This window comes from Rhodococcus maanshanensis NBRC 100610 (genome assembly GCF_001894865.1).
Lineage (GTDB): Bacteria > Actinomycetota > Actinomycetes > Mycobacteriales > Mycobacteriaceae > Rhodococcus_G > Rhodococcus_G maanshanensis.
On the sequence record NZ_BCXA01000031.1, the window covers coordinates 56486 to 76526 of the forward strand.

24 protein-coding genes are annotated in these 20041 nt (G+C 68.1%); 19 read left to right on the forward strand and 5 right to left on the reverse strand.

Translation table 11 applies throughout. The annotated features are described in order from the left end of the window. Genes RM1_RS16050 through RM1_RS16090 form a run of 9 tightly spaced genes read left to right on the forward strand, consistent with a single transcriptional unit; the run spans window position 1 to window position 8812 of the window. Entirely contained in the window at window positions 1-1170 is a 1170-nt protein-coding gene (locus RM1_RS16050; RefSeq protein ID WP_072752747.1) for an MCE family protein, read from the forward strand. Beyond that, window positions 1167-2204 carry an MCE family protein gene (locus RM1_RS16055; protein ID WP_083576758.1) on the forward strand — a complete coding sequence of 346 codons (1038 nt, stop codon included), beginning with the start codon at window positions 1167-1169 and terminating at the stop codon, window positions 2202-2204. Before RM1_RS16050 ends, RM1_RS16055 begins: the two co-directional genes overlap by 4 nt. After that, a complete protein-coding gene (locus tag RM1_RS16060; protein WP_072752778.1) occupies window positions 2201-3223 on the forward strand; it encodes an MCE family protein in 1023 nt (340 codons plus the stop codon). Before RM1_RS16055 ends, RM1_RS16060 begins: the two co-directional genes overlap by 4 nt. Continuing rightward, window positions 3223-4482, forward strand: a complete 1260-nt coding sequence (locus tag RM1_RS16065; RefSeq protein ID WP_072752749.1) for an MCE family protein — start codon at window positions 3223-3225, stop codon at window positions 4480-4482. The genes RM1_RS16060 and RM1_RS16065 overlap by 1 nt, the downstream gene beginning before the upstream one ends. Further along, window positions 4479-5585, forward strand: coding sequence for an MCE family protein (locus tag RM1_RS16070; RefSeq protein WP_218019711.1), 1107 nt, complete (start codon window positions 4479-4481; stop codon window positions 5583-5585). Before RM1_RS16065 ends, RM1_RS16070 begins: the two co-directional genes overlap by 4 nt. Beyond that, complete coding sequence (locus RM1_RS16075; protein WP_072752751.1) at window positions 5582-6895, forward strand: MCE family protein; 1314 nt, start codon at window positions 5582-5584, stop codon at window positions 6893-6895. Before RM1_RS16070 ends, RM1_RS16075 begins: the two co-directional genes overlap by 4 nt. After that, window positions 6862-7440 carry an Rv1363c family protein gene (locus RM1_RS16080; RefSeq protein WP_143069382.1) on the forward strand — a complete coding sequence of 193 codons (579 nt, stop codon included), beginning with the start codon at window positions 6862-6864 and terminating at the stop codon, window positions 7438-7440. The genes RM1_RS16075 and RM1_RS16080 overlap by 34 nt, the downstream gene beginning before the upstream one ends. Further along, complete coding sequence (locus RM1_RS16085; protein ID WP_245816376.1) at window positions 7437-7916, forward strand: hypothetical protein; 480 nt, start codon at window positions 7437-7439, stop codon at window positions 7914-7916. The genes RM1_RS16080 and RM1_RS16085 overlap by 4 nt, the downstream gene beginning before the upstream one ends. 47 nt (window positions 7917-7963) lie before the next feature. Beyond that, entirely contained in the window at window positions 7964-8812 is an 849-nt protein-coding gene (locus tag RM1_RS16090) for a hypothetical protein (RefSeq protein ID WP_072752752.1), read from the forward strand. Between the two features lie 59 nt (window positions 8813-8871). Here RM1_RS16090 and RM1_RS16095 read toward each other — a convergent pair whose 3' ends face one another. Further along, complete coding sequence (locus RM1_RS16095) at window positions 8872-9504, reverse strand: hypothetical protein (RefSeq protein ID WP_072752753.1); 633 nt, start codon at window positions 9502-9504, stop codon at window positions 8872-8874. 213 nt (window positions 9505-9717) lie between these two features. Between RM1_RS16095 and RM1_RS16100 the strand changes: the two genes are divergently transcribed. The 3 genes from RM1_RS16100 (at window position 9718) to RM1_RS16110 (ending at window position 11804) form a co-directional block, all read left to right on the forward strand. Next, on the forward strand, window positions 9718-10326 hold the full coding sequence (locus tag RM1_RS16100; protein ID WP_169922331.1) for a TetR/AcrR family transcriptional regulator: 609 nt from the start codon (window positions 9718-9720) through the stop codon (window positions 10324-10326). 69 nt (window positions 10327-10395) lie between these two features. Beyond that, entirely contained in the window at window positions 10396-10800 is a 405-nt protein-coding gene (locus RM1_RS16105; RefSeq protein ID WP_072752755.1) for a MerR family transcriptional regulator, read from the forward strand. Then, window positions 10797-11804: an alkylmercury lyase family protein gene (locus tag RM1_RS16110; protein WP_072752756.1), complete on the forward strand. Its 1008-nt coding sequence runs from the start codon at window positions 10797-10799 to the stop codon at window positions 11802-11804. Before RM1_RS16105 ends, RM1_RS16110 begins: the two co-directional genes overlap by 4 nt. Before the next feature lie 8 nt (window positions 11805-11812). Here RM1_RS16110 and RM1_RS16115 read toward each other — a convergent pair whose 3' ends face one another. From RM1_RS16115 to RM1_RS16125, 3 genes are all read right to left on the reverse strand, one after another. After that, window positions 11813-12676 carry an RNA polymerase sigma-70 factor gene (locus tag RM1_RS16115; RefSeq protein ID WP_072752757.1) on the reverse strand — a complete coding sequence of 288 codons (864 nt, stop codon included), beginning with the start codon at window positions 12674-12676 and terminating at the stop codon, window positions 11813-11815. Next, complete coding sequence (locus RM1_RS16120) at window positions 12673-13245, reverse strand: carboxymuconolactone decarboxylase family protein (protein ID WP_072752782.1); 573 nt, start codon at window positions 13243-13245, stop codon at window positions 12673-12675. Before RM1_RS16120 ends, RM1_RS16115 begins: the two co-directional genes overlap by 4 nt. Window positions 13246-13333: 88 nt before the next feature. Further along, entirely contained in the window at window positions 13334-14269 is a 936-nt protein-coding gene (locus RM1_RS16125) for an aldo/keto reductase (RefSeq protein WP_072752758.1), read from the reverse strand. A 76-nt stretch (window positions 14270-14345) separates the two neighbouring features. Between RM1_RS16125 and RM1_RS16130 the strand changes: the two genes are divergently transcribed. The 4 genes from RM1_RS16130 to RM1_RS16145 all read left to right on the forward strand — a co-directional run bounded on the left by RM1_RS16130 (window position 14346) and on the right by RM1_RS16145 (window position 18232). Continuing rightward, complete coding sequence (locus tag RM1_RS16130; protein WP_245816377.1) at window positions 14346-14945, forward strand: TetR family transcriptional regulator; 600 nt, start codon at window positions 14346-14348, stop codon at window positions 14943-14945. 165 nt (window positions 14946-15110) lie between these two features. Beyond that, window positions 15111-15449 (forward strand): hypothetical protein, encoded by a 339-nt coding sequence (locus RM1_RS26185; RefSeq protein ID WP_072752759.1) that lies wholly within the window; start codon window positions 15111-15113, stop codon window positions 15447-15449. Beyond that, window positions 15416-17029 carry an HNH endonuclease signature motif containing protein gene (locus tag RM1_RS16140; RefSeq protein ID WP_143069383.1) on the forward strand — a complete coding sequence of 538 codons (1614 nt, stop codon included), beginning with the start codon at window positions 15416-15418 and terminating at the stop codon, window positions 17027-17029. Before RM1_RS26185 ends, RM1_RS16140 begins: the two co-directional genes overlap by 34 nt. A 234-nt stretch (window positions 17030-17263) precedes the next feature. Then, window positions 17264-18232, forward strand: a complete 969-nt coding sequence (locus RM1_RS16145) for an alpha/beta fold hydrolase (protein WP_072752761.1) — start codon at window positions 17264-17266, stop codon at window positions 18230-18232. On the opposite strand, the gene RM1_RS16150 is transcribed toward RM1_RS16145, so the two are convergent. Then, window positions 18233-18877 (reverse strand): FHA domain-containing protein, encoded by a 645-nt coding sequence (locus tag RM1_RS16150; RefSeq protein ID WP_072752762.1) that lies wholly within the window; start codon window positions 18875-18877, stop codon window positions 18233-18235. 190 nt (window positions 18878-19067) lie between these two features. Here RM1_RS16150 and RM1_RS26445 point away from each other — a divergent pair, with 190 nt between their 5' ends. From RM1_RS26445 to RM1_RS16155, 3 genes are all read left to right on the forward strand, one after another. Continuing rightward, window positions 19068-19229, forward strand: coding sequence for a hypothetical protein (locus RM1_RS26445; RefSeq protein ID WP_169922332.1), 162 nt, complete (start codon window positions 19068-19070; stop codon window positions 19227-19229). Between the two features lie 216 nt (window positions 19230-19445). Continuing rightward, window positions 19446-19586, forward strand: a complete 141-nt coding sequence (locus RM1_RS26450) for a hypothetical protein (protein ID WP_027499409.1) — start codon at window positions 19446-19448, stop codon at window positions 19584-19586. A 26-nt stretch (window positions 19587-19612) separates the two neighbouring features. Continuing rightward, on the forward strand, window positions 19613-20041 hold the full coding sequence (locus RM1_RS16155; protein ID WP_072752763.1) for a hypothetical protein: 429 nt from the start codon (window positions 19613-19615) through the stop codon (window positions 20039-20041).

The following is a 20041-nucleotide window of genomic DNA, read 5'->3' on the forward strand; positions in this document are numbered from 1 at the left end:
ATGCGCACGAACGGGTACAAGCTGGCCGCACTCGCGCTCGTCACGGCAATCGGGGGTGTCGTCGCGCTGGCCGTGGCGATGTTCGATCAGTCCTTCTCCGACCGGGTTCCGGTGACCGTCGTCGCCCAGCGCGCGGGCCTGGTGATGGATCCGGGCGCCAGGGTGAAGATGGCGGGCGTCACCGTCGGCGCCGTCGAGTCGATCACCCAGTCCGGCGAGTCCACCGCGCTCCTGTCGCTGCTGATCGATCCCAATGCACTCGACGCGATCCCGGCGAACGTCGACGTGCAGGTCACGTCGAACACGGCGTTCGGAGCCAAGTACGTCAGCATGTCCGCGCCCGAGCATCCCAGCACGGAGCGGCTCGCCGCGGGTTCGACCATCGATGCCTCGCACGTGACGGTGGAGATGAACACGGTCTTCGAGAACCTGACCGAGGTGCTGCGCACGGTGCAGCCCGAGAAGCTGGACGCCACGCTGGCCGCCCTCTCGTCCGCGCTGCAGGGACGCGGTGACCGGCTCGGTGTCGCACTGGGACAGGCGGACTCGTCGCTGGTCGAGTTCGCGACGGCCAGGGGCGCGCTGGACCAGGTGCTGACCGAGCTGCCGCCGGTGACCGACACCTACGCCGCGATCGCCCCGGACCTGATGCGTTCGCTCGGCGCCCTGACCACCACCGGGAACACCGTGGTGGACCGGCAGGCGGACCTGGACCTGTTACTGCTCGAGGTGACGGGGCTCGCGAACACCGGGGGCGAGGTGTTGACACAGAACAGCAACGCAGCCGTCGACGTGGTCTCGCTGCTGCGCCCGACCGCGGTGCTCCTCGAGGAGTACTCGCCGGTGATCCCCTGCATGTTCACCGGACTGCAGGAGAGCAAGAAGATCGGCGACGGTGCGTACAACGGACAGCCGGGAATCAAGATGTCGATCGGCCTGATCGCGGGCACCGAGCCCTATCACTACCCGGACGACCTGCCCAAGGTCGCGGCGACCGGCGGCCCGCACTGCATGGGACTGCCACTGCGTGACCCGAACGTCAACGCTCCCTTCCTGGTAACCGATATCGGAGTGAATCCCTTTGACCCGCAGCGTCAACCGAATGGCGGCATGCCGAGCGGTGCGACAGCGAACCTGATGACCTACCTGTTCGGAACGGCGGTCCGATGAAGGTGCTGGGACACAGGGTGCGTGGGTACACCGTCAAGTTCGGGATCTTCGTGCTGGTGATGCTGCTGGTGAACGCGGGACTGATCCTCGTGTTCGGCCAGTTGCGTGGCGGCGGCGCGAGCGCGTACGCCGCCGAGTTCACCAGCGTGTCCGGGCTCAAGCCCGGCGACAAGGTGCGGATCGCGGGGGTGCCGGTTGGCGCGGTCAGCTCGGTCGAGCTAGGCGAGAACCGCCGGGCACAGGTGGAGTTCACGGTCGACGCCGGGAACACGGTCACCGTCGTGACCAGGGCCGCGGTGCGATACCAGGACCTGGTCGGCAACCGGTACCTCGAGCTGCTCGACAGTCCGGGCACCTCAGAGCCGCTGGTCGAGGGTGCGACCATCCCGGTCGAACGCACGGCGCCCGCACTGGATCTCGATGCCCTGCTCGGCGGTTTCAAACCGCTCTTCCAGGCCCTGGATCCGGAGCAGGTGAACGCACTGTCGATGTCGCTGCTGGAGGTGTTCCAGGGGCAGTCCGGGACCGTCACGTCGGTGCTCGCGCACACGGGCACGCTCACCAACACCCTGGCGGACCGCGACGAGCTGATCGGTCGGGTGATCGACAATCTCGACGGGGTGCTGAACGAACTGCGCACTCGCGGTGGGCAGTTCAGCGGAACCCTGGACCACCTGCAGCAGCTGGTCAGCGGTCTGGACACGGACCGTCAGTTGATCGGCGATGCGGTCACGAGCGTGAACACCGCCACCGGCACCTTCGCCGACCTGCTCACCGACACGCGGCCGAACATCGCGGGCACCCTGACCGAGCTGAACGCGAGCCTGGATCCGCTGATCGAGCAGCAGGGGGAGCTCAACCGGATCGTGGAATCGATGCCGGCGAACTACCGGCAGCTCATCCGGGTCGGCGCGTACGGCTCGTTCTTCAACTTCTACCTGTGCGGGATCGCGATGAAGGTCGACGGTGCCGACGGCAGGCCGATCACGGTCGACCTGGTCGACCAGAAGACCGGAAGGTGCGCGCCGCGATGAGGAACATGGTGGAGAGCCACGCGGTGCGGGCCGGGGTGATCGGCCTCGCCGTCACCGCGGCGGTTGTACTGACCGCGCTGCAGTATCAGGACCTTCAGTTCCTGAAGTCCGGGGTGGGGTACAGCGCGGTGTTCGACGACGCCAGCGGGCTGGCGGTCGGCGACGAGGTCAACGCCGCGGGGGTGAAGATCGGCACCGTCGAGGAGATCGGTGTCGAGGGCGGGCGCGCCCTGGTGAGCTTCACCCTCGACGGATCGATCGGGATGGGGGAGAGCACCGCCGCCGCCATCACCACCATGTCGCTGCTCGGCAAGCGGGCCGTCACCCTCGACCTGACGGATGACGGCCGGATGCCGGTCGGCGGGCAGATCCCGCTCGAACGCACCCGATCGGCGTACTCGTTGCCGGATGTCCTCGGCGACCTGACGACCACGGTGGAGGACATCGACCTGGACCAGCTGTCGGCCTCGCTGGACGAGGTGGGGAAGGTGATGGCGGACAGCGCCCCGAATCTGCGGCCGGCCCTCGACGGCGTCAGCCGGATCTCCACCAGCCTCAGCAGCCGTGACGAGACCCTGCGGGCGCTGCTCGCCGATGCGAACAACGTGGCAGGCCTGCTCGCCGAGCGCGGCCCACAGGTCAATTCCTTACTCGTGGACGGGAATGCGCTGCTCGGCGAGCTCGTCAGTCGCCAGGGCGCCCTGTCCGAGGTGATCACCAACGTCTCAGCCGTCTCGACCCAGTTGAGCGGGCTGGTGCGCGACAACGAGGCGCAGCTGAGCCCGGTTCTCGACGAGCTCAACACCGTGGTGGGGATCCTGCAGAAGAACCGGGACAACCTGGCACAGGGCATCGACGGGTTGGGGACCTATGTCGGCACCCTCGGCGACACCGTGGCCAGCGGCCCGTTCTACTACGCGTACATCCAGAACCTGATGCCCGCCCAGTACACCCAGCCGCTGATCAATGCGATGTTCGGGCTGCCGCCCGCCCCGCTGCCGATTCCGGAGGTCCGCTGATGATCACCTGGCGCAGGATGGCCGTCGGCGGGGTTGGGCTCGCACTGGCAGTCGCGGTCGCGGTGTCCGGTTACCTTGCGGTGGACCACTTCCGGCACTACCGGGTGACCGCCTACTTCACCTCCGTCACCGGCCTGTACGTCGGTGACGACGTGCGCGTGGTCGGGGTCGACGTCGGCAAGGTGACCGGCATCGACCCGGAAGGCGACCGGATGCGGGTGCGCCTCGAACTGGATCGCTCGGTGCCCGTGGCGGCGGACGCGAAGGCGGTGATCGTCGCGCAGTCCCTCGTCTCCGCGCGGTTCGTCCAGCTGACCCCGGCGGTGACGGAGGACTCGACACCGGCCCTGGCCGACGGTGCCGAGATCGGACTCGATCGCACCGCCGTCCCCGTCGAATGGGATCGGGTCAAGCAGGAACTGGGCCGGGCGGCGGAGGCATTGGGACCGAACGGGGACGATCGCGGTCCCGCGGCGAACCTGCTCGACGGGGCGGGAACGGCGTTGCAGGGCAACGGTGCCGCGTTGGGGGAGTCCGTGGTGGAGCTGTCGCGGGCGATGAGCACCCTCTCCGGCAGCGGCGGTGACCTGTTCGGCACGATCCGAGGTCTGCAGGCTTTCACCACCGCCTTGGCCGCCAGCAACGAGCAGATCGTGCAGTTCCAGGGCCGCCTTGCCACGGTGACGGGGGTACTGGCCGAGAGCCGAACGCAATTGGCGCCCGCGCTGGCACAGCTGGACACCGCGATCGCCGACGTGCAGCGTTTCGTCGCCCAGAACCGGGCCGGTCTGACCGGGCAGGTACGCAAGCTCGCGGACGTGTCGCAGGTGTTGGTGGACAAGAAGGACGGCCTCGAGAAGGTGCTGCACCTGGGGCCGACCGCATTGTCGAACTACTACAACGTCTATCGGCCGGCGCAGGGCGCGATGGTCGGGGTGCCCGCCTTCCAGAACATCGGCAACCCGATCGACCTGATATGCGGCGGCATCGCGGGCCTGGCGAACGAGACGTCCGAGAAGGGCGCGGAACTGTGTGCCCAGTACCTCGGTCCGCTGCTGAACACCGTCCGGGCCAACTACCCGGACCTGAGTCTCAATCCGACGCGTGCGCTCGGCGCCACCCCGGACCAGTTGGTGTACAGCGAACCGCAGTTGAAGCCGGCGGCGGCCGGCACGTCGATGCCTGCGCTGACCATGCCGACGGTTCCGGTGCCGCCGAATCTGGCCGAGCTGATGACACCAGGGAGGTCGACCCGATGACGAAGCGCGCGTGGGGGATCGGCGGCGCGATGGTGGCCGCCGCGACGCTGCTGTCCGGCTGCCAGTGGAGCGGGCTGAACTCGGTGGCCCTGCCCGGCGCCGCGGGCCGGGGCGAGGGGAGCTACACCGTGGTGATCGAGATGCCCGACGTCACCACGATCAGCCCGAATTCGCCGGTGCTCGTCGATGACGTCACGGTCGGCAGCATCAGCGCCATCGAGACACAGAACTGGCATGCGAGAGTGACTGTGTCGCTCGAGGATTCGGTACAGCTACCTGCGAACGCGACCGCGAAGATCGGCCAGACCAGCCTGCTCGGCTCCAAGCACATCGCGTTGGCGGCGCCGACCGATGTCGCACCGGAGGGCAGGCTCGAAGAGGGGTCCGTGATCCCGCTGGCCTCGGCGGGGGTGTATCCGACCACCGAGGAGGCGCTGACCGCGCTGTCCGTCGTCCTCAACGGTGGCGGGCTCGCCCAGGTGCAGACCATCACCACCGAACTGAACAAGGCGCTCGACGGAAGGCAGGCCGCGGTGCGGGACCTGTTGCCGCAGCTGGACTCGCTCACCGAGATCCTGGACCGGCAGCGGGAGGCGATGGTGACCACCATGGCGAACCTTGACCAGTTCGCGGGCGAGATCAGCTCACAGCGAGACGTTCTCGGTCAGGCCCTCGAGACCCTTGACCCGGCGATGGCGGTGCTGGCAGCGCAGCGCGCCGACCTGACGGCCGCCCTCGACGCGGTCGGGAGATTCGGCGCCGTGGGGACGGACCTCGTGAACCGGAGCCGCGAGGATCTCAAGGCCGACCTCGCGGCACTGGAGCCGACCCTGGCCAAGGTCGTCGAGGCGGGGCCGGACCTGATCAACAACCTGGGCAACCTCAGTACCTTCCCGTTCCCGCAGACGGCGATCGACCAGGGCATGCGCGGCGACTACACGAATCTGTGGGCGCTGATGGACCTGACCTCGGATCGATTGCGGACCGGGCTCGGCTTCGGAACGCCGTTCGGTCCGCCGCCGTCCGTGTCCGGCGGCATGCCGACCAACCCGATGACCGCGCCGCTCACGGCCGCGGCAGGCCAGCAGGGGAGCGTTCGATGATCCTGACCCGAATGGTCCGCACGCAGTTGACGATCTTTGCGGTCATAGCGGTGATCGGCATGACCGCGGCCGCGGTCTCCTACCTGAGGGTTCCGACGGCGCTCGGCATCGGCCGGTACACGGTGACCGTGGAACTGCCGAATGCCGGAGGCCTGTACCGCAACGCGAACGTCACCTACCGGGGTGACACCGTCGGCCGGGTGCGGGAGGTGCGACTCGACCCGGACAGCGTGCGCGCCGAGCTGACGTTGGAGAGCGCGGTGCCGGTGCCGAGCAGCGACCTCGAGGTCGCGGTGCGCAGCGTGTCGGCGATCGGCGAGCAGTACCTGGACCTGCAGCCGACCGGTACCGAGGGGCCCTACCTCGCCGACGGTGACGTCATCGCGGCCACCCAGGTGACCGTGCCGCAGGAGATCGGCCCGGTCCTCGACCAGACGAAGGCGATGCTGGAATCGGTTCCGCGGGACAAGTTGCGCTCGGTGATCGACGAATCCGCGGCCGCCTTCGCAGGCCGGGCACCGGATCTCGCGCGGCTGTTGGACTCGACCACCTCGTTCATCGATCAGGCGTCGCAGGCGACCACTCCCGCGACCACGCTGGTGCAGCAGCTCGCCCCGCTGCTCGAGACCCAGGTGGTGACCGGCGATCAGATCCGGCAGTGGGCCACGAATGTGGCGCACCTGAGCGGCCAGCTGGCCACCGCCGACGGGTCGGTGCGCGGCGTCCTCGACAAGGGCCCGGGGTTCGCCGACGAGGCCGACGCGCTGTTCCAGGACCTGCGTCCGACCTTGCCGCTGCTGCTGGCGAACCTGACCAGCACCGAGCAGGTCGCGGTCACCTACAACGCGTCTCTCGAGCAGGTACTGGTGATCCTGCCTCCGCTCATCGCGGCCCAGGAGACGGTGGTGCAGCGCGGCCAGGCCGACGGCGCCGCCAACGTCAACTTCCACCTGGAGGCCCAGGACCCGGCGGCCTGCTCGACCGGGTACCTGCCCGCCTCGGAGCGTCGTGATCCGACCCAGATGAGCGTCCCCGACACGCCCGCGGACCTCTACTGCAAGGTGCCGCAGGACTCGATCTTCGCGGTACGCGGGTCCAGGAACATCCCGTGCACGGAGGTGCCGGGCAAGCGGGCACCCAATCCCCAGATCTGCCGCAGCCCGGAGCCTTTCGTCCCGACCGGGACGAACGCGCCAGACGAGCTGTACACGGGCCCAGCGGGTACCCGTCACAGCGATCTCGCCCCCGCCTCGGCGCCGGCGGAGGGGGCACCGGGATGGCAGCAGCTGCTGACAGGGCCGCGGCCATGACCGAGGTCGACACGGCGGTCCCGGACTCGTCCGTGGCGGACGGCGGCACCCGATCGTCGTGGGGACGTAGCCGAATCCTGTTGTCCGCATTAATCGGAGCGGCGTCGATCGCGTTGGTGGCAGGTGCCGTCGTGGCGACCACCACCTATCTCGGCGATCGCGCGCGTGAGGCACACCGTGAGGCACTGGTGGCGGCCGCCGGTGACGGGGTGCTGGCGCTGATCGACCTGCACACCGGCACCGCGGATGACGACCTGGCGCGGCTGCGCGAGCGGAGCACCGGTGCGTTCGCGAAGGAGCTCGGCGACGGCTCCGACGGCCTCGCGGCGTCGATCAGGGACGCGGCGGTGAACTCGGACGGGCGGATCGACTCGGCCGCGTTGGTGAGCGAGTCGGGGGAATCGGGCGTGGTGATCGTGGCGGCATCGGCTCAGGTCGGCAACGCGGACAGCCCGACCGCGACGCCGCGCAGTTACCGGCTGCGGGTGACGATCGACGAGGTCGAGGGCAGGCTGCTGATGTCGGGCGTGGAGTTCGTGCCGTGAACGGCCGGACGCGTCGGGTCGCGGCGGTCCTGGTGCTTCTCGTGACGCTGCTCGTGACGTCGGCGCTGGTGTGGGCCAACCGGACCACGGCGGACCGGGAGTCGGCCCGCGGCGAGGCGCTGGCCGCGGCACCGGAGCGCATCGAGGCGCTGCTGAGCTACGACGCCGGAACGGTGGATGCCGACCTCGACGACGCGGTGCGCGGCGCCACCGGGACATTCGCGGAGGGGTTCCGCGATTTCGCGGCGAACACCGTCGCCCCGAAATCGAAGAGCGAGGGCATCAGTACAAGGGCGCGGGTCGCGGAGACCGGCTACCTCGGCGGGACCGCGGATCAGGCGCGACTGCTCGCCTTCGTCGACCAGATCACCACCAGCACGCGCTCACCCGCGCCGACCTCGACGTCGAGTCGGGTGACCGTGACGATGGAGCGCGTCGGCGATGATTGGCTGATCGCCGAGATGACCCCGATCTGATCGGTGGGTCGACCGCGTCGCGGCGGCAACGGTGACAGGATCGAGAGGTGGATCTTGACGACGTCGCCGACGAGCTCTACGCCCTCGATCCCGCCGAGTTCGTCGCGCACCGGACGGCGCGCGCCGCCGAGGCTCGCGAGGGCGGGGACCGGGCACTCGCGACCACGATCACGGCCCTGCGGAGGCCGACGACGGTCGGATGGTTGGTGAACCTCTTGGCCCGCGAGTCGCCGGACGAGGTCGCGGCGCTGCTCCGATTGGGTGAGGAGCTGCGCGACGCCCAGCGACAGCTGTCCGGCGAGGACCTTCGGCAGCTGTCCTCGCAGCGTCAGCAGGTCGTCCACGCCCTCGCCCGGCGGGCCGGACGCCTTGCGGCGCAGCGCGGGCGGAAGGTCGGCGAGGGCTCGCTACGTGAGGTCGGGCAGACCCTGCATGCGGCGCTCGCGGATCCCGAGGTCGCGGACCGGGTCCGCGCGGGCCGCGTGGTCGCGGCGGCCAGCTACAGCGGATTCGGGCCGGCCGGGCTGAGCGTCGTCGCCGGGCGGTCTCCGGCGACGACGGCAGCGGAGCCGCCGGACGAAACAGTCGCGTCGGCCGAGGTGGCGGCCGACGTGCTGGCCGGCGCTCGAACCGAGCTCGCCGAGGCAACCGCGGACCTGGAGCAGGCGACCGAGACCGCAGAGCGCACGCGGGCGGACCTCGAACAGGCATCAGAGGGGACGGCGGCGATCGAGGCCCGGATCGCCGCGCTCCGCGGCGAACTCGAACGCGCCGAGCAGGAACGGCAGTTCGCGCGGAGCGCCGAGACGGCGGCGGCAGAGGCCGCGAAGCAGAGCGAGAGCGACCTTCTCGGTGCCCGTCGGCGGGTCGAGGAGGCCGAGCGGCGACTCCGCTAGCTCGGATAGGAGGAATCATCGGTCGCTGCGATCACCGGCAGTCGCGAGGCTGTTCGTTGTCACGACGCCACGGGTGAAGGTCGGTAGCGGAAGAGATAGGCAGTGGCGGGGTGGGTGTAGGCGACGCCGCGACCGTTGCTACGGAGTTGGTCGCGGGTGGGGTGTGGGGGTCGGCGCGGCTGCAGATACCGATCCAGGCCGGTGGTGGTGAGGGCGTAGCGCTCGCGGCGGTGGTCGATGACGGCCGCGAGCAGGTAGTCGGGGTCGAGGTGGGCCAGCCCGGCGTCGGCGTGGCTGTTGTTGACCAGCAGCCAGGACTGGGGATGCAGGCATCGTTTGACGTGTTCGGAAACCTGGCCGGCATAGAGGGAGATCGCCAGATCCCAGGCAGCCGTGGGCAGTTCGAGCAGTGTGTGGGTGTAATCACCATGATGGAAGGCGACCTGTGGTTCGCCGGAATAGCCCTTGCGTGCCCGGGCCGCGTGGGTGGCGGAGGTGCCGGTGAAGGCGCGGTGGGCGCGGGCGTCGGAATCGAGGTAGGTGACGTCGTCCCACACGTAGGAGGGGGCGAGGTCGAGGTAGCTGCCGGGATAGATCACGCGGCGAGCGCCGGTGTGCTCGGCGACGGCGATGTAGAGGCCGGTGCGATCGCCGATGTGGTCGATGTAGTCGGTGAAGGCGCGGGGGTTCATCGCGGTCTCCCGAGTGGGTCGTCGCTGCGGGTCATGGGTGCCTCCAAAATGGACTCGACTGTGAATGACCATTGGTCATACTACTGACCAATGGTCATTCGATCTGCCTGCCCCTGGGGCGCCGAGACGAAGACCACGTCCCATCGGCTGCATGGCACCCTGAAACCAGCACGCTGACCGACCGTCGGACGGCCGTAGAACCAGGAGCGACTCGTGCCAGCCCACATTCCTGCACCCACCCAGCCCGTGGGTCGGTTCCAGCCCCCCGATGTGCGCCGCCGCCAGATCCTCGACGCGGTCGCCGCCCTGTTGCTCGAGGACGGCTACGAGGCGCTGACCGTCAGCAAGGTTGCCGCCCGCGCCGGAGTCGCCAAGGGCACGGTCTACCTCTATTTCGATTCCAAACAAGAACTCCTCGCTGCGCTGCAGGCCCAAATGTGGGAGCGGATGCTCGAACACCCCGCATCGCTCCTCGGCCTGCCGGACCTCAACTGGACCGACCGCCTCGACGGTCTGGTCGCGGCCTGGGTCGCCGCCGAACAGGATCACCACGAGCTCTACCACCGGCTGTTCCACGAAAGGGGTGCCTCTGGAGAGGAACCCCTGACCGCAGCGCGCGACCTCCTCGTCACCATCCTCGCCGCAGGCCACGAAGCGGGTGAATTCGATGTCCCCGACCCGGAACTGACCGCCGACTTCCTCACCCACGCCTACGCCGGCCCATGTCACCATCACGCCGGTACCGATCTCACCCCGGCAATCCAGGCCCTGTTCCGCCGAGTCGTGGCCGCACGAACCAGCACCGAGCACCAGCAGGAATGATTGAGCGCCGTTCCGTAAGGGCAACCGACCCTTGACTCGATAGTCGGGTACAGGGTTGACAATGACGACATGCGGAGCAGTGAGGTCGCCGCCCAGGCTGGGGTCAATGTGCAGACGCTGCGGTACTACGAGCGGCGAGGCCTGCTGGACGAACCGCCCCGATCCGCGTCGGGCTATCGCGCGTACCCGGCCGATGCCGTGGGGGTCGTGCGGTTCGTGAAACGTGCTCAGGAGCACGGGTTCAGCCTCGACGAGATCGAGGAGCTGTTGGACCTTGCCGACGGTGGACCCGATGACTGCCAGACCGCTCGCGAGCTGGCTGAAACGAAGATGGCGCACCTCGCCGAGAGGATCGCGGACCTGCAGCGCATGCAGCGATCGCTCGCCGAGCTCGTGACCACCTGCGAGCTGCCGCGCACCGACCGGTGCTGCCCCCTGATCCAGACATTGCACGACAAAGGAGAGTCTCGATGAAGCTCGAGATCCTGCAGGTCCCCGATTGTCCCAACGTGGTGTTGCTCGAGCGTCGGATCGCGGAGGCCGTGGCCGGCGAACGGGTCGATGTCACGATCACCCACCGTGTGCTCGAAGACCAGGTTGGGGCCGCCGAGGCAGGCATGACGGGATCGCCGACCCTGCTCCTCGACGGCCGAGACCCGTTCGCCGAGCCCGGATTGGTGCCGAGTGTGTCGTGCCGCCTCTACCGGGCGGACGGCGGCGGCATCGATGGTGCGCCGTCTGTCGCTGCGCTTCGCGCCGCGATGAACCTGGCGGCGGGCACGAACACGATCGAGGTGCCCGCGGGCCCCGCGGACTGCTGTGCACCCGCGACGGGAGGCGATTCCCCTGTCGCGGCGCTGGGTGCGTGGCGAAGCGCCGCCCAGCCCGCCGGCCCCGCCGAAGTGGCCGTCCACCACGCCGTCTTGCGGGCGTTCGCGACCCGCGGAGGCCCACCCTCGAACACTGAACTCGAAGAGGTTGCCGCCGAGTTCGATTCGTCCGCGCGGCAGATCCTGGATCGGTTGCACGCCTCGGACGTGATCCGTCTCGATGTGTCGGGGCGAATCGACTCGGTGTATCCGTTCTCCGCCACCCCGACCGCGCATAGCGTTCAGATCGCGGATGGTGCACGGGTTCACGCAATGTGCGCTGTCGACGCGCTCGGCATGTCCGCAATGCTCGGTGGTGTCGAGGTCGTGATCGACTCCGCCGATGCGACCACGGGCGAGCACATCACCGTGAGAGTCCGCGGCGAGGATGCCGCCGCGGATCCCGTCACCACCGTGGTGTTCATCGGGGCGCAGTCGGCGCAGGGTCCGTCGGCGGATACCTGCTGTAACCATCTCAACTTCTTCACCGATCGCCGCGCCGCGGAGGCTTGGGCCACGGCGCACCCACACGTCGACGGGATCGTGGTCGACCTTGCCGAGGCGACCCGGTGCGGAGCCCTGATCTTCGGCACCCTCCTCGACTCCTGACAGAGGGGTCAGCGTCGCAGCTCTGCCTCCTTGTCCAGCCGTTCCAGCTTGTGCGGGTTGCGGATCGCGTACACGCGGGTGATCAGGCCGTCCTCGACCACCACACTCACCGCGGTGGCCTCGCCACCGACGTCGATCCGAATTCCCGGCATGCCGTTGAAGCACGTCGGCGTGGTCATGAAGTCCGGGAACTTTGCCGCGCGGGCCAGGAACGCTGCCACCCGTTCGACCCCGACGATGGGCTTTCGCGCGGCCGTCGCGATGCCCCCGCCGTCCGCGATCACCACCACGTCCGGGGCGATCACCTCCATCAGTCCCTGCACGTCGCCGGTGGAGAGGGCGGCCATGAGTTTCTCGACGGCTGCCTGCTGCTGAGCTCGGTCCACCTGCATCCGAGGCCGCCGCGCGGCGACGTGCTCGCGGGCACGGTGCGCAATCTGCCGGACCGCGGCAGGCGTCTTGCTCACCACCTCGGCGATCTCCTGGTACGGCGTCTCGAACACCTCGTGCAACACGAACACCGCCCGCTCGACCGGACCGAGGGTCTCCAGCACGGTGAGCATCGCGATCGAGACGTTCTCGGCGAGCTCGACGTCCTCGGCCACATCGGGACTGGTGAGCAGCGGCTCGGGCAGCCATTCCCCGATGTACTCCTCGCGGCGACGCGACACCGACCGGAGCCGGTTCAGTGCCTGCCGGGTGACGATCCGGACCAGATATGCACGCGGGTCGTGCACCTCGGCCTTGTCGACCTCGGCCCACCGCAGCCAGGTCTCCTGGACGACGTCCTCGGCGTCGGCGGCGGAGCCGAGCATCTCGTAGGCGACGGTGAAGAGCAGGCTGCGGTGGGTGACGAACGGGTCGTCGGTCATGTCGTCGAGCGTACGGCGAGCGGCTTCAGGCCACACGTGGCCGAGAAGCCCTGCGATTCGATGCCGAAGGCGGTGTTGGTGCGGGTCATGAGGTTTGCCACCGCGATGAACGCAGTCAGCTCCACCAGTGCGGGTGCGCCGAGCTGCTCGAGCAATCGCGCGGACATCTCGTCGGTCACCGTCGGCGGGGTCTGGGTCATCGCCTCGGCGTACTCCATGACGTCGCGCTCGAGCGGCGTGAACACGTCGGACTCGCGCCAGCGCGGCACCTCGCGTGCCTTGACCAGATCGAGTCCCTCGTTGTGGGCGTGGAAGTAGCCGAAGTCCAGGCAGAAGCTGCAGCCGACAAGGCTGGCCACCGCCATGTGGGCGAACGACTTCAGGTTCTCGTCGCACTGGTCCCACTTCTGCGCCTTGCGGCCGACGGTGAAGCTGAAGTTCAGCACCTTCCGGTTGTGCCACGTGACCTCGACCGGCTCGGCCACGTCGCCGAGCATCTTGCGGGACATTCGCTTGACGATCGCGCCGTAGATGCCGGTGAGCTCGGCCTTCGGGATCCTGGTAGCCATCATTCCTCCTCCTGGTATTTGCTCTCGGCATTAAGACACCGGCCAGGAATCGAATGTGACATCCGGGCTGAGCCGCCCAGTGCGGTTCCTACATCCGGCCGCCGATGCCTCCGGTGGGGGCGATCCGCTCGATGGCGGCAAGGTCATCGGGAGTCAGGCTGAGTTCGGTGGCGGTGACGTTCTGGTCGACGCGCTGCGGGCTGCGGGATCCCGGGATCGGGACGATGTAGTCCTTGCGGGTCAGCAGCCATGCCAGCGACAGCTGCGCGAGCGTGGCGTCCTTGCTGTCGGCGAGTGCGGTCAACCCGTCGACGATCGCGATGTTGGCGCCGAAGTTCTCCTGCGCCCACCAGGGGATGTGTCGGCGAAAGTCGTTGGCGTCGTAGTGCTCGCGCGGGGCTACCGCGCCGCCGAGAAAGCCCCGAGCCAGCGGTGAGTAGGCGATGAATCCGATACCGAGCTCCTCGAGGACGGGGAACAGGGGTTCGACGTCACGCGCGAAGATCGAGTACTCGCTCTGCAGCACCGAGATCGGGTGTACCGCGTGCGCGGCGCGGATGGTGGCCCCGTCCGCTTCCGATAGCCCCAGATACTTGACCTTCCCTGCCTCGACGAACTCCTTCATGGTGCCGACCACGTCTTCGATCGGGACGTTCGGGTCGGGACGATGCTGGTAGAGCACATCGATCGTGTCGACGCGGAGATTGCGCAGGCTGGCCTCGACCACCTCGCGGATGTGCTCGGGGCGCGAGTCGGATCCGAAGGAGCGAGTGAGGCCGAATTTCGTGGCGATGACGACGTCGTCGCGGATCGGCGCCAGCGCCTGACCGAGCAACTTCTCGCCTTCGCCCCAGCCGTACATCTCGGCGGTGTCGAACATCGTCACACCGAGCTCATGGGCCTTTCGGATCGCGGCGATCGACTCGGTGTCGTCGGTGGGGCCGTACCCCGTCGCGGTGCCCATCGCCCCGTAGCCGAGAGCGGCGGCGGCCAGGCCCTGCCCGCCGAGAGTGCGAGTGTCCATGATGAAGCCCTTCGTTGGTGTCACAATACGACAATTGTGTCAGTCTCTGACGCATTCGACACTGTACGCTTCCGTCGTGGGAAGCTCATCGAATCCGGGCCTGCGCGACATCACGCGCGAGGCCGTGCGCACACGGATCGCCGAGGTCGCGATCGACCTGTTCGCCCAGCAGGGTTTCGACGCGGTCACCGTCGAGCAGATCGCCGCCGAGGTGGGCATCTCGGCCCGCAGCTTCCACCGCTACTTCCCGGCCAAGGAAGACGCTGTCATCGGCGACCTCGTTCCCTGGGGTGAGTTCGTCCGCGACGCCTTGGCCGCGCGGCCGGCCGACGAACCGGTGTGGGATTCCCTGCATGCGTCCTTTGAAGCCCTACTGGCTCAGCCGAATAGGGACGAACAACGAAGCAAGAGAACCATGCGTGTTCTGACGAGCGCAGCGTCCCTCCGTGCCCGCAACCTCGAAAAGCATCTGCTGTGGGCGAGTCTGCTCACCCCGCTCGTGCAGGAGCGACTCGCCGGTGATCTCGCGGTACTGCGAGCGCAGACGCTGGTGCAGGCGTCGCTGGTCTGCTTCGACGTTGCGCTGACCACCTGGGCCGACCCTGACGAGACCATGGACGCTGTAGAACTTCTCCGTCAATCTTTCGCCACGCTCGCGCCCGGGGATCCGGCGTAGGGCCGACTGCATCGCCCTGCGTCCCGTGAGGCCGGCCCGTCGAGGGGGTTGCTGCCTGGCCTTGCGGGAGGACTTGCCCTCGGTCAATTTTCGCTGGTGGTAGGGGTATCCGTGGCGCCTGGCGCACGCAGTTTCTTGTCGGTGGCCCCGCGTAGGCTAGTACGCATGTTCGATGCCGGGGGGTTTCGGAGTGGCGCCGCAGGTGAGGGTGCCTGCGCCGACGAGGCCGTGGTGGACTTCGAGAATGGGACCGATGCACTGGCTGCGTTGCAGGGGTTTGCGCGGGCGGAGAACATCGCTGCGGCGCGCAAGGTGTTGACGGCGGCGGCGTTTGCGCGGCGGCAGTTCGCGTCCGAGGTGGATTTGTTCGGGGAGGAGTTTGCGTATCGGGCGGGGCGGTCCGCGGAGATGGAGACCGCGCTGGCGTTGGGGGTGAGTGCGTGCACGGCGGAACGGTACGGTTTGTGGCGGTGGGCAATGCGTTGGATCTGCGGTTGCCGCTGATCCATGCGGTGTTCGTGTCGGGTCGGGTGGACTTTTCGCGGGTGTTCGCAATGGTCGAGGCGACCGCCGAGATCTCCGACGCGACCCTTGCCCTGATGGAGCCACATCTCGCCGACGCTGCCTTGTATTTGACCCCGCGGAAGTTGGTGGCGGAGGTGATGCGGGAGTTGATCCGCATCAACCCGGCCGAGGCGGAAGACCTTCGCAAGCGACGCGAACGGCACTCTCGGCGGGTGTCGGTGACCGCGGACCTGCACGGCATGGCCCAGGTGTACGCCACGCTGACCGCGGCGGAGGGAAGGACCCTCGACTCCCTGATCCGGGAGATGGCGGGCACGGTGTGCCGGGAGGACCCCCGGACCGTCGACAGTCTGCGGACGGATGCGTTCATGGCGCTGGTGCACGGCGAGAGCTACCTGCACTGCCAGTGCGGGCGTGATGTTTGCCCGACGGCGCATCTGTCGCGGCCTGAGCGGCCGAAGCCCGAGGTGCACATCCACATCGATCTGGACACGCTGTTGCGGTTGGCCGACAATCCCAGCCACCTCGAGGGCCACGGGTCGATCGATCCGGAGTTGGCGAGGTTGCTGGCGGGTGATGCGACGTGGCAGGCGGTGATCGCCGATGCCCGGCGTATCGACGCGGAACGAAATGCGTTCGGTGGCAACGACGTACCCGAACCGGACGACCCTGAATCGCCCGAAGTCGCCCCTGATCCACCCGACAGCACCGGCGCGGAACCACCTGAACCAGCGGACGGCGATGGTTCAGGGGACAGCCCTGCCCCGACCCCACCGCCCGGCATTCCGGCCCGCTATCGACTGCGCCACAGGCCTTCCGGGCAACTTCCGCCTCGGCAAGACCCGTCGGCACCGTATCCACAGCAACCTGACGCGGCCCCGCGCGAGCCTCGCGTCACCGATGTTCTCGATGCGATCGCCACCAACCCAGCCCTGCTCGACGGCCAGTACCCCGACGGGCACGGCGGCTACGACCACCCGCCCCGCGGCGCGCTGACCTACCGACCCAGCAACGCCGTCCGCGCCGCCGTCTTCGACAAGTACGACACCTGCACCTTCCCTGGCTGCACCGTCAAAGCCCGCGACTGCCAGTTCGACCACATCGTCGAGTTCGACCCCGACAACCCCCATGCAGGCGGCTGGACCGTCGAGAGCAACGGCCAACCCGCCTGCACCCGCCACCACCAGGCCAAGACCGACCGACTCTTCCGCGTCGTCCGCCTCGACGGCGATGCCATCGTCTGGATCGGCGCACACGGCGCCATCGGCGTCACCCTGCCACTCCCGGCCGAACAACGACCCAGCGACCGGACCAAGAAACTCGCACCCAGGCCGGCACCCAAGTCGGCACCGATACCGCCACCGACCGAACCACCCGACCTCGGGATCTACGAGCCGACCTGGTGGGAAACCCACATGCACCCCGACGACCTACCCCCGACGCTCGCCGGCATCACCGACCCCGACCACCTCGCCCGATGCGACCAACTCCGCACCCACCACGCCGAACACCAGGCGATCCTGACCGCCCGCGAGAAACTCCGGCCGCCGCCCTTTTGAGGGTGAGGCTTTTCCGCCCCTGTGGTGATAGTCCGGCGCACCTTGCGCGCGCCATCCTGGAATGGTTCCAGTGAGCAAAAATTTCGAGCGGTGCCACCCCAGGTGTAAGAAACTCCACCCTCAGGTCGATATAGCGAGTACTTGGGTAGCTGGCTCCGTATCACCGCAAATAGCAGATTGGTACGTACCCGCAGAAGAGGGCGGACCAGGTCGAAACCAGGTACGGAGGACGCAATGTTGAGCACACCGAGCGCACGAGATCATTCCGGTCGCCGCATCACCGTGCTCGCCGACGACGGCGTGCCCCTGGCCGTCCAGGAGTTCGGCCGGGTGGATGCCCCGATCACCGCAGTGTTCGTCCACGGTCACTGCCTGCGCACGGAATCGTGGTCCTTCCTCCGCGAATACCTCTCCTACTCCTGGGGTGCCGACGTCCGCATGGTCTTCTACGACCACCGCGGGCACGGCGACTCCGGCCACGCCCCCGTCGACACCTACACGATCGACCAGCTGGGTCGCGACCTGGACGCCGTCATTCGCACCGTGGTTCCCGAGGGCCCGGTGGTGCTCATCGGTCACTCGATGGGTGGGATGACGGCCCTGGCCTACGCGCGGCAGTACCCGGACTCGATCGGCTCGCGGATCGTCGGGATGGCGCTCATCGCCTCGGCCGCCAACGGGCTCACGGAGGCCGGTCTCGGCCGGCTCCTGCACTCCCCGATGGTGTCCGCCTTCCGAAAGGCGGTCCGCCGGGCGCCTCGGGTGATGCAGGGCTCCAAGCAGCTCAGCCGCATGCTCTGCGCCGGCCTCGTCCGAGTGATCGGGTGCGGCAGCCGTCGGGTGGATTCGCGGGTCGTCGCGCTCGCGGCCGCGATGGTCAACGACACCTCGGTGGTGACTATGTCCAGCTTCCTGGAGTCACTGATCGGTTTCGACGAGTCGGAGTCGCTGTCCTCGTTGGTCGGGATCCCCTCGCTGGTCCTGTGCGGCGACGCCGATGTGATGACCCCGTTCGAGCACTCCGCCGCCATCGCCTCCCGTCTGCCTGCCTCCGAGCTGGTGCGCGTCAGTGGGGCCGGTCATTCGGTGATCCTGGAGCGGGCGGCCGAGGTCGCGCACGCGGTGGCAGCGCTCGTCGCCCGCGCGGGCCACGGCGGGTCCGCTACTTCGGCCAACAAGGGCATCCTCGCCGACGCCGGCTGATCACAGGTCGCGTTCGTTGATGATGCCGCTCTGCATGGCCAGCTCGGCCAGCCGCACCCGTTTCTGGTTCTGAGGGAGGTCCTCGACATCGAACTTGGCGAACAATGCGCGCAGATGCGTCTTGATCGCATCGACGCTGAGGAACAGTTCCGCGGCGATCTGCTGGTTCGACGCCGGGTTGGCGAACGTCGCCCCGTGCTTGTACGGCCTGCACAGCCCGGTCAGCACCGCGCGCTGGGTCTCCGTCAACGACCGCACGTTCGGCATGTTCGCGGCGATCATGGTCGCGTCATCGCTCGCACCGCCGAACTCGTTGTAGGTCAGCAGAGTTCCGCCGATTCTGATGCTGTCGCCCTGGCGTAGTCGTCGACGTCCGGTGATCCGTTCACCGTTGACGAAGGTGCCGTTGCGGGACATGCCGTCGTCGACGACGGTCCAGTGGCTGCCCACCCGCTCGACGACCGCGTGCAGCCGCGACACCTCCTCGTCGGAGGTCAACGGCAGCCCGGAGTCGGGTGAGCGCCCGACGGTCAGGCGTGGGTTATCGGGGGAGAGGTCCAGCTTGTGCTGGTGACCTTCCCTGTCCGAGTAGATCAGGCGAGACTCAGTTGCTCGGTCCACGACAACCCCAGGGCACGTTTCCATGGTGCCCTTCGGAAGTGCGCGCAGCAAGATCGAATTCTCGATAGGTGCATTAAGAAACAACCTTGATCGTCTTGACGCCCACCGCGGCCGAGTCGAATACTTTTTCGTGAGGATCGAATCGGGAACTCGCCGCTGACCACGGGTCGGAGCTTCGGCGTATCCTGATAAACCTGCGTCAAAGGTGGTTTTGATGAACGCGTACGTGCAGGGCCGGCAGACCCGCCGGCGCGGCGCCCGCCTATTCGAGCGGCGGGCAGCAGGCGCGCATCAGACGCAGGCAACGGGTGGTTTCTCCGGCTCGCGGATGTTCGCCGCGGCACGCTCACACTCAGGATTTCTGGTGATGATCTGATGACGCCCTGACCAAGGTAGAGGCATCAACTCTCTTGTGGCACAGCCGTTTCAGTCGTTCGGTTCCACCGCACGGGTTTCGGGAAGGGTGGGAGTCCCCACCCCTTGGGTTGGTTTCGGCACCAGCGTCGATGAATCAGGGTTGTAGGTGTTCACAGACAGGGAGTTCGGCACATAGGCGGACTTCCGACACACCAGACGACAATCAGGAGGAATCATGCTCGGACTTGTTATCGGACTCGGCGGCGCTGCGCTCAGTATCGGGCTCGGACTCGGGCTCGGAGCGATCGGGCTCGGGCTCGGGCTATTGCTGAGCGACGCGACGGTCAAGCACGACGTCACCGAACTCACGGACTGAACCGAGGCGATTCGGTGACCGAAGCCATGAAAGCGAGCACCGAGCGCGCGCAGGACGCCCCTGGCCAGTGGGTGGACACCGGCCAGGGGCGAGCGCGTGCGCGCCTGGCCGCCCGAACCCGTCACCCGCTGGCCTGGCTGAACTCGGCCCTGAGCCGCCGGCGCGGGGTCAACACCGACCGGCCGGTGCCCACAGGCGCCGACGACGTGCTGCAACGCCTCGCCGAGATGCCTCTCAGCGTGTGGACCTACGGGTTCGATCACCCGTCGGTCCGCCACATGGGTCCGATGGCACAGGACTTCGCCGCAGCATTCGGGCTGGGCTCCACGGACCGGCGGATCGCCGTCGCCGACGCGAACGGGGTGTGCATGGCCGCCATCCAGGCCCTATACCGCCGCCTCGTCGAACTCGAGACCGAGGTGGCTCAGCTGCGCTCGGCCCGTGAGGAACTCTGA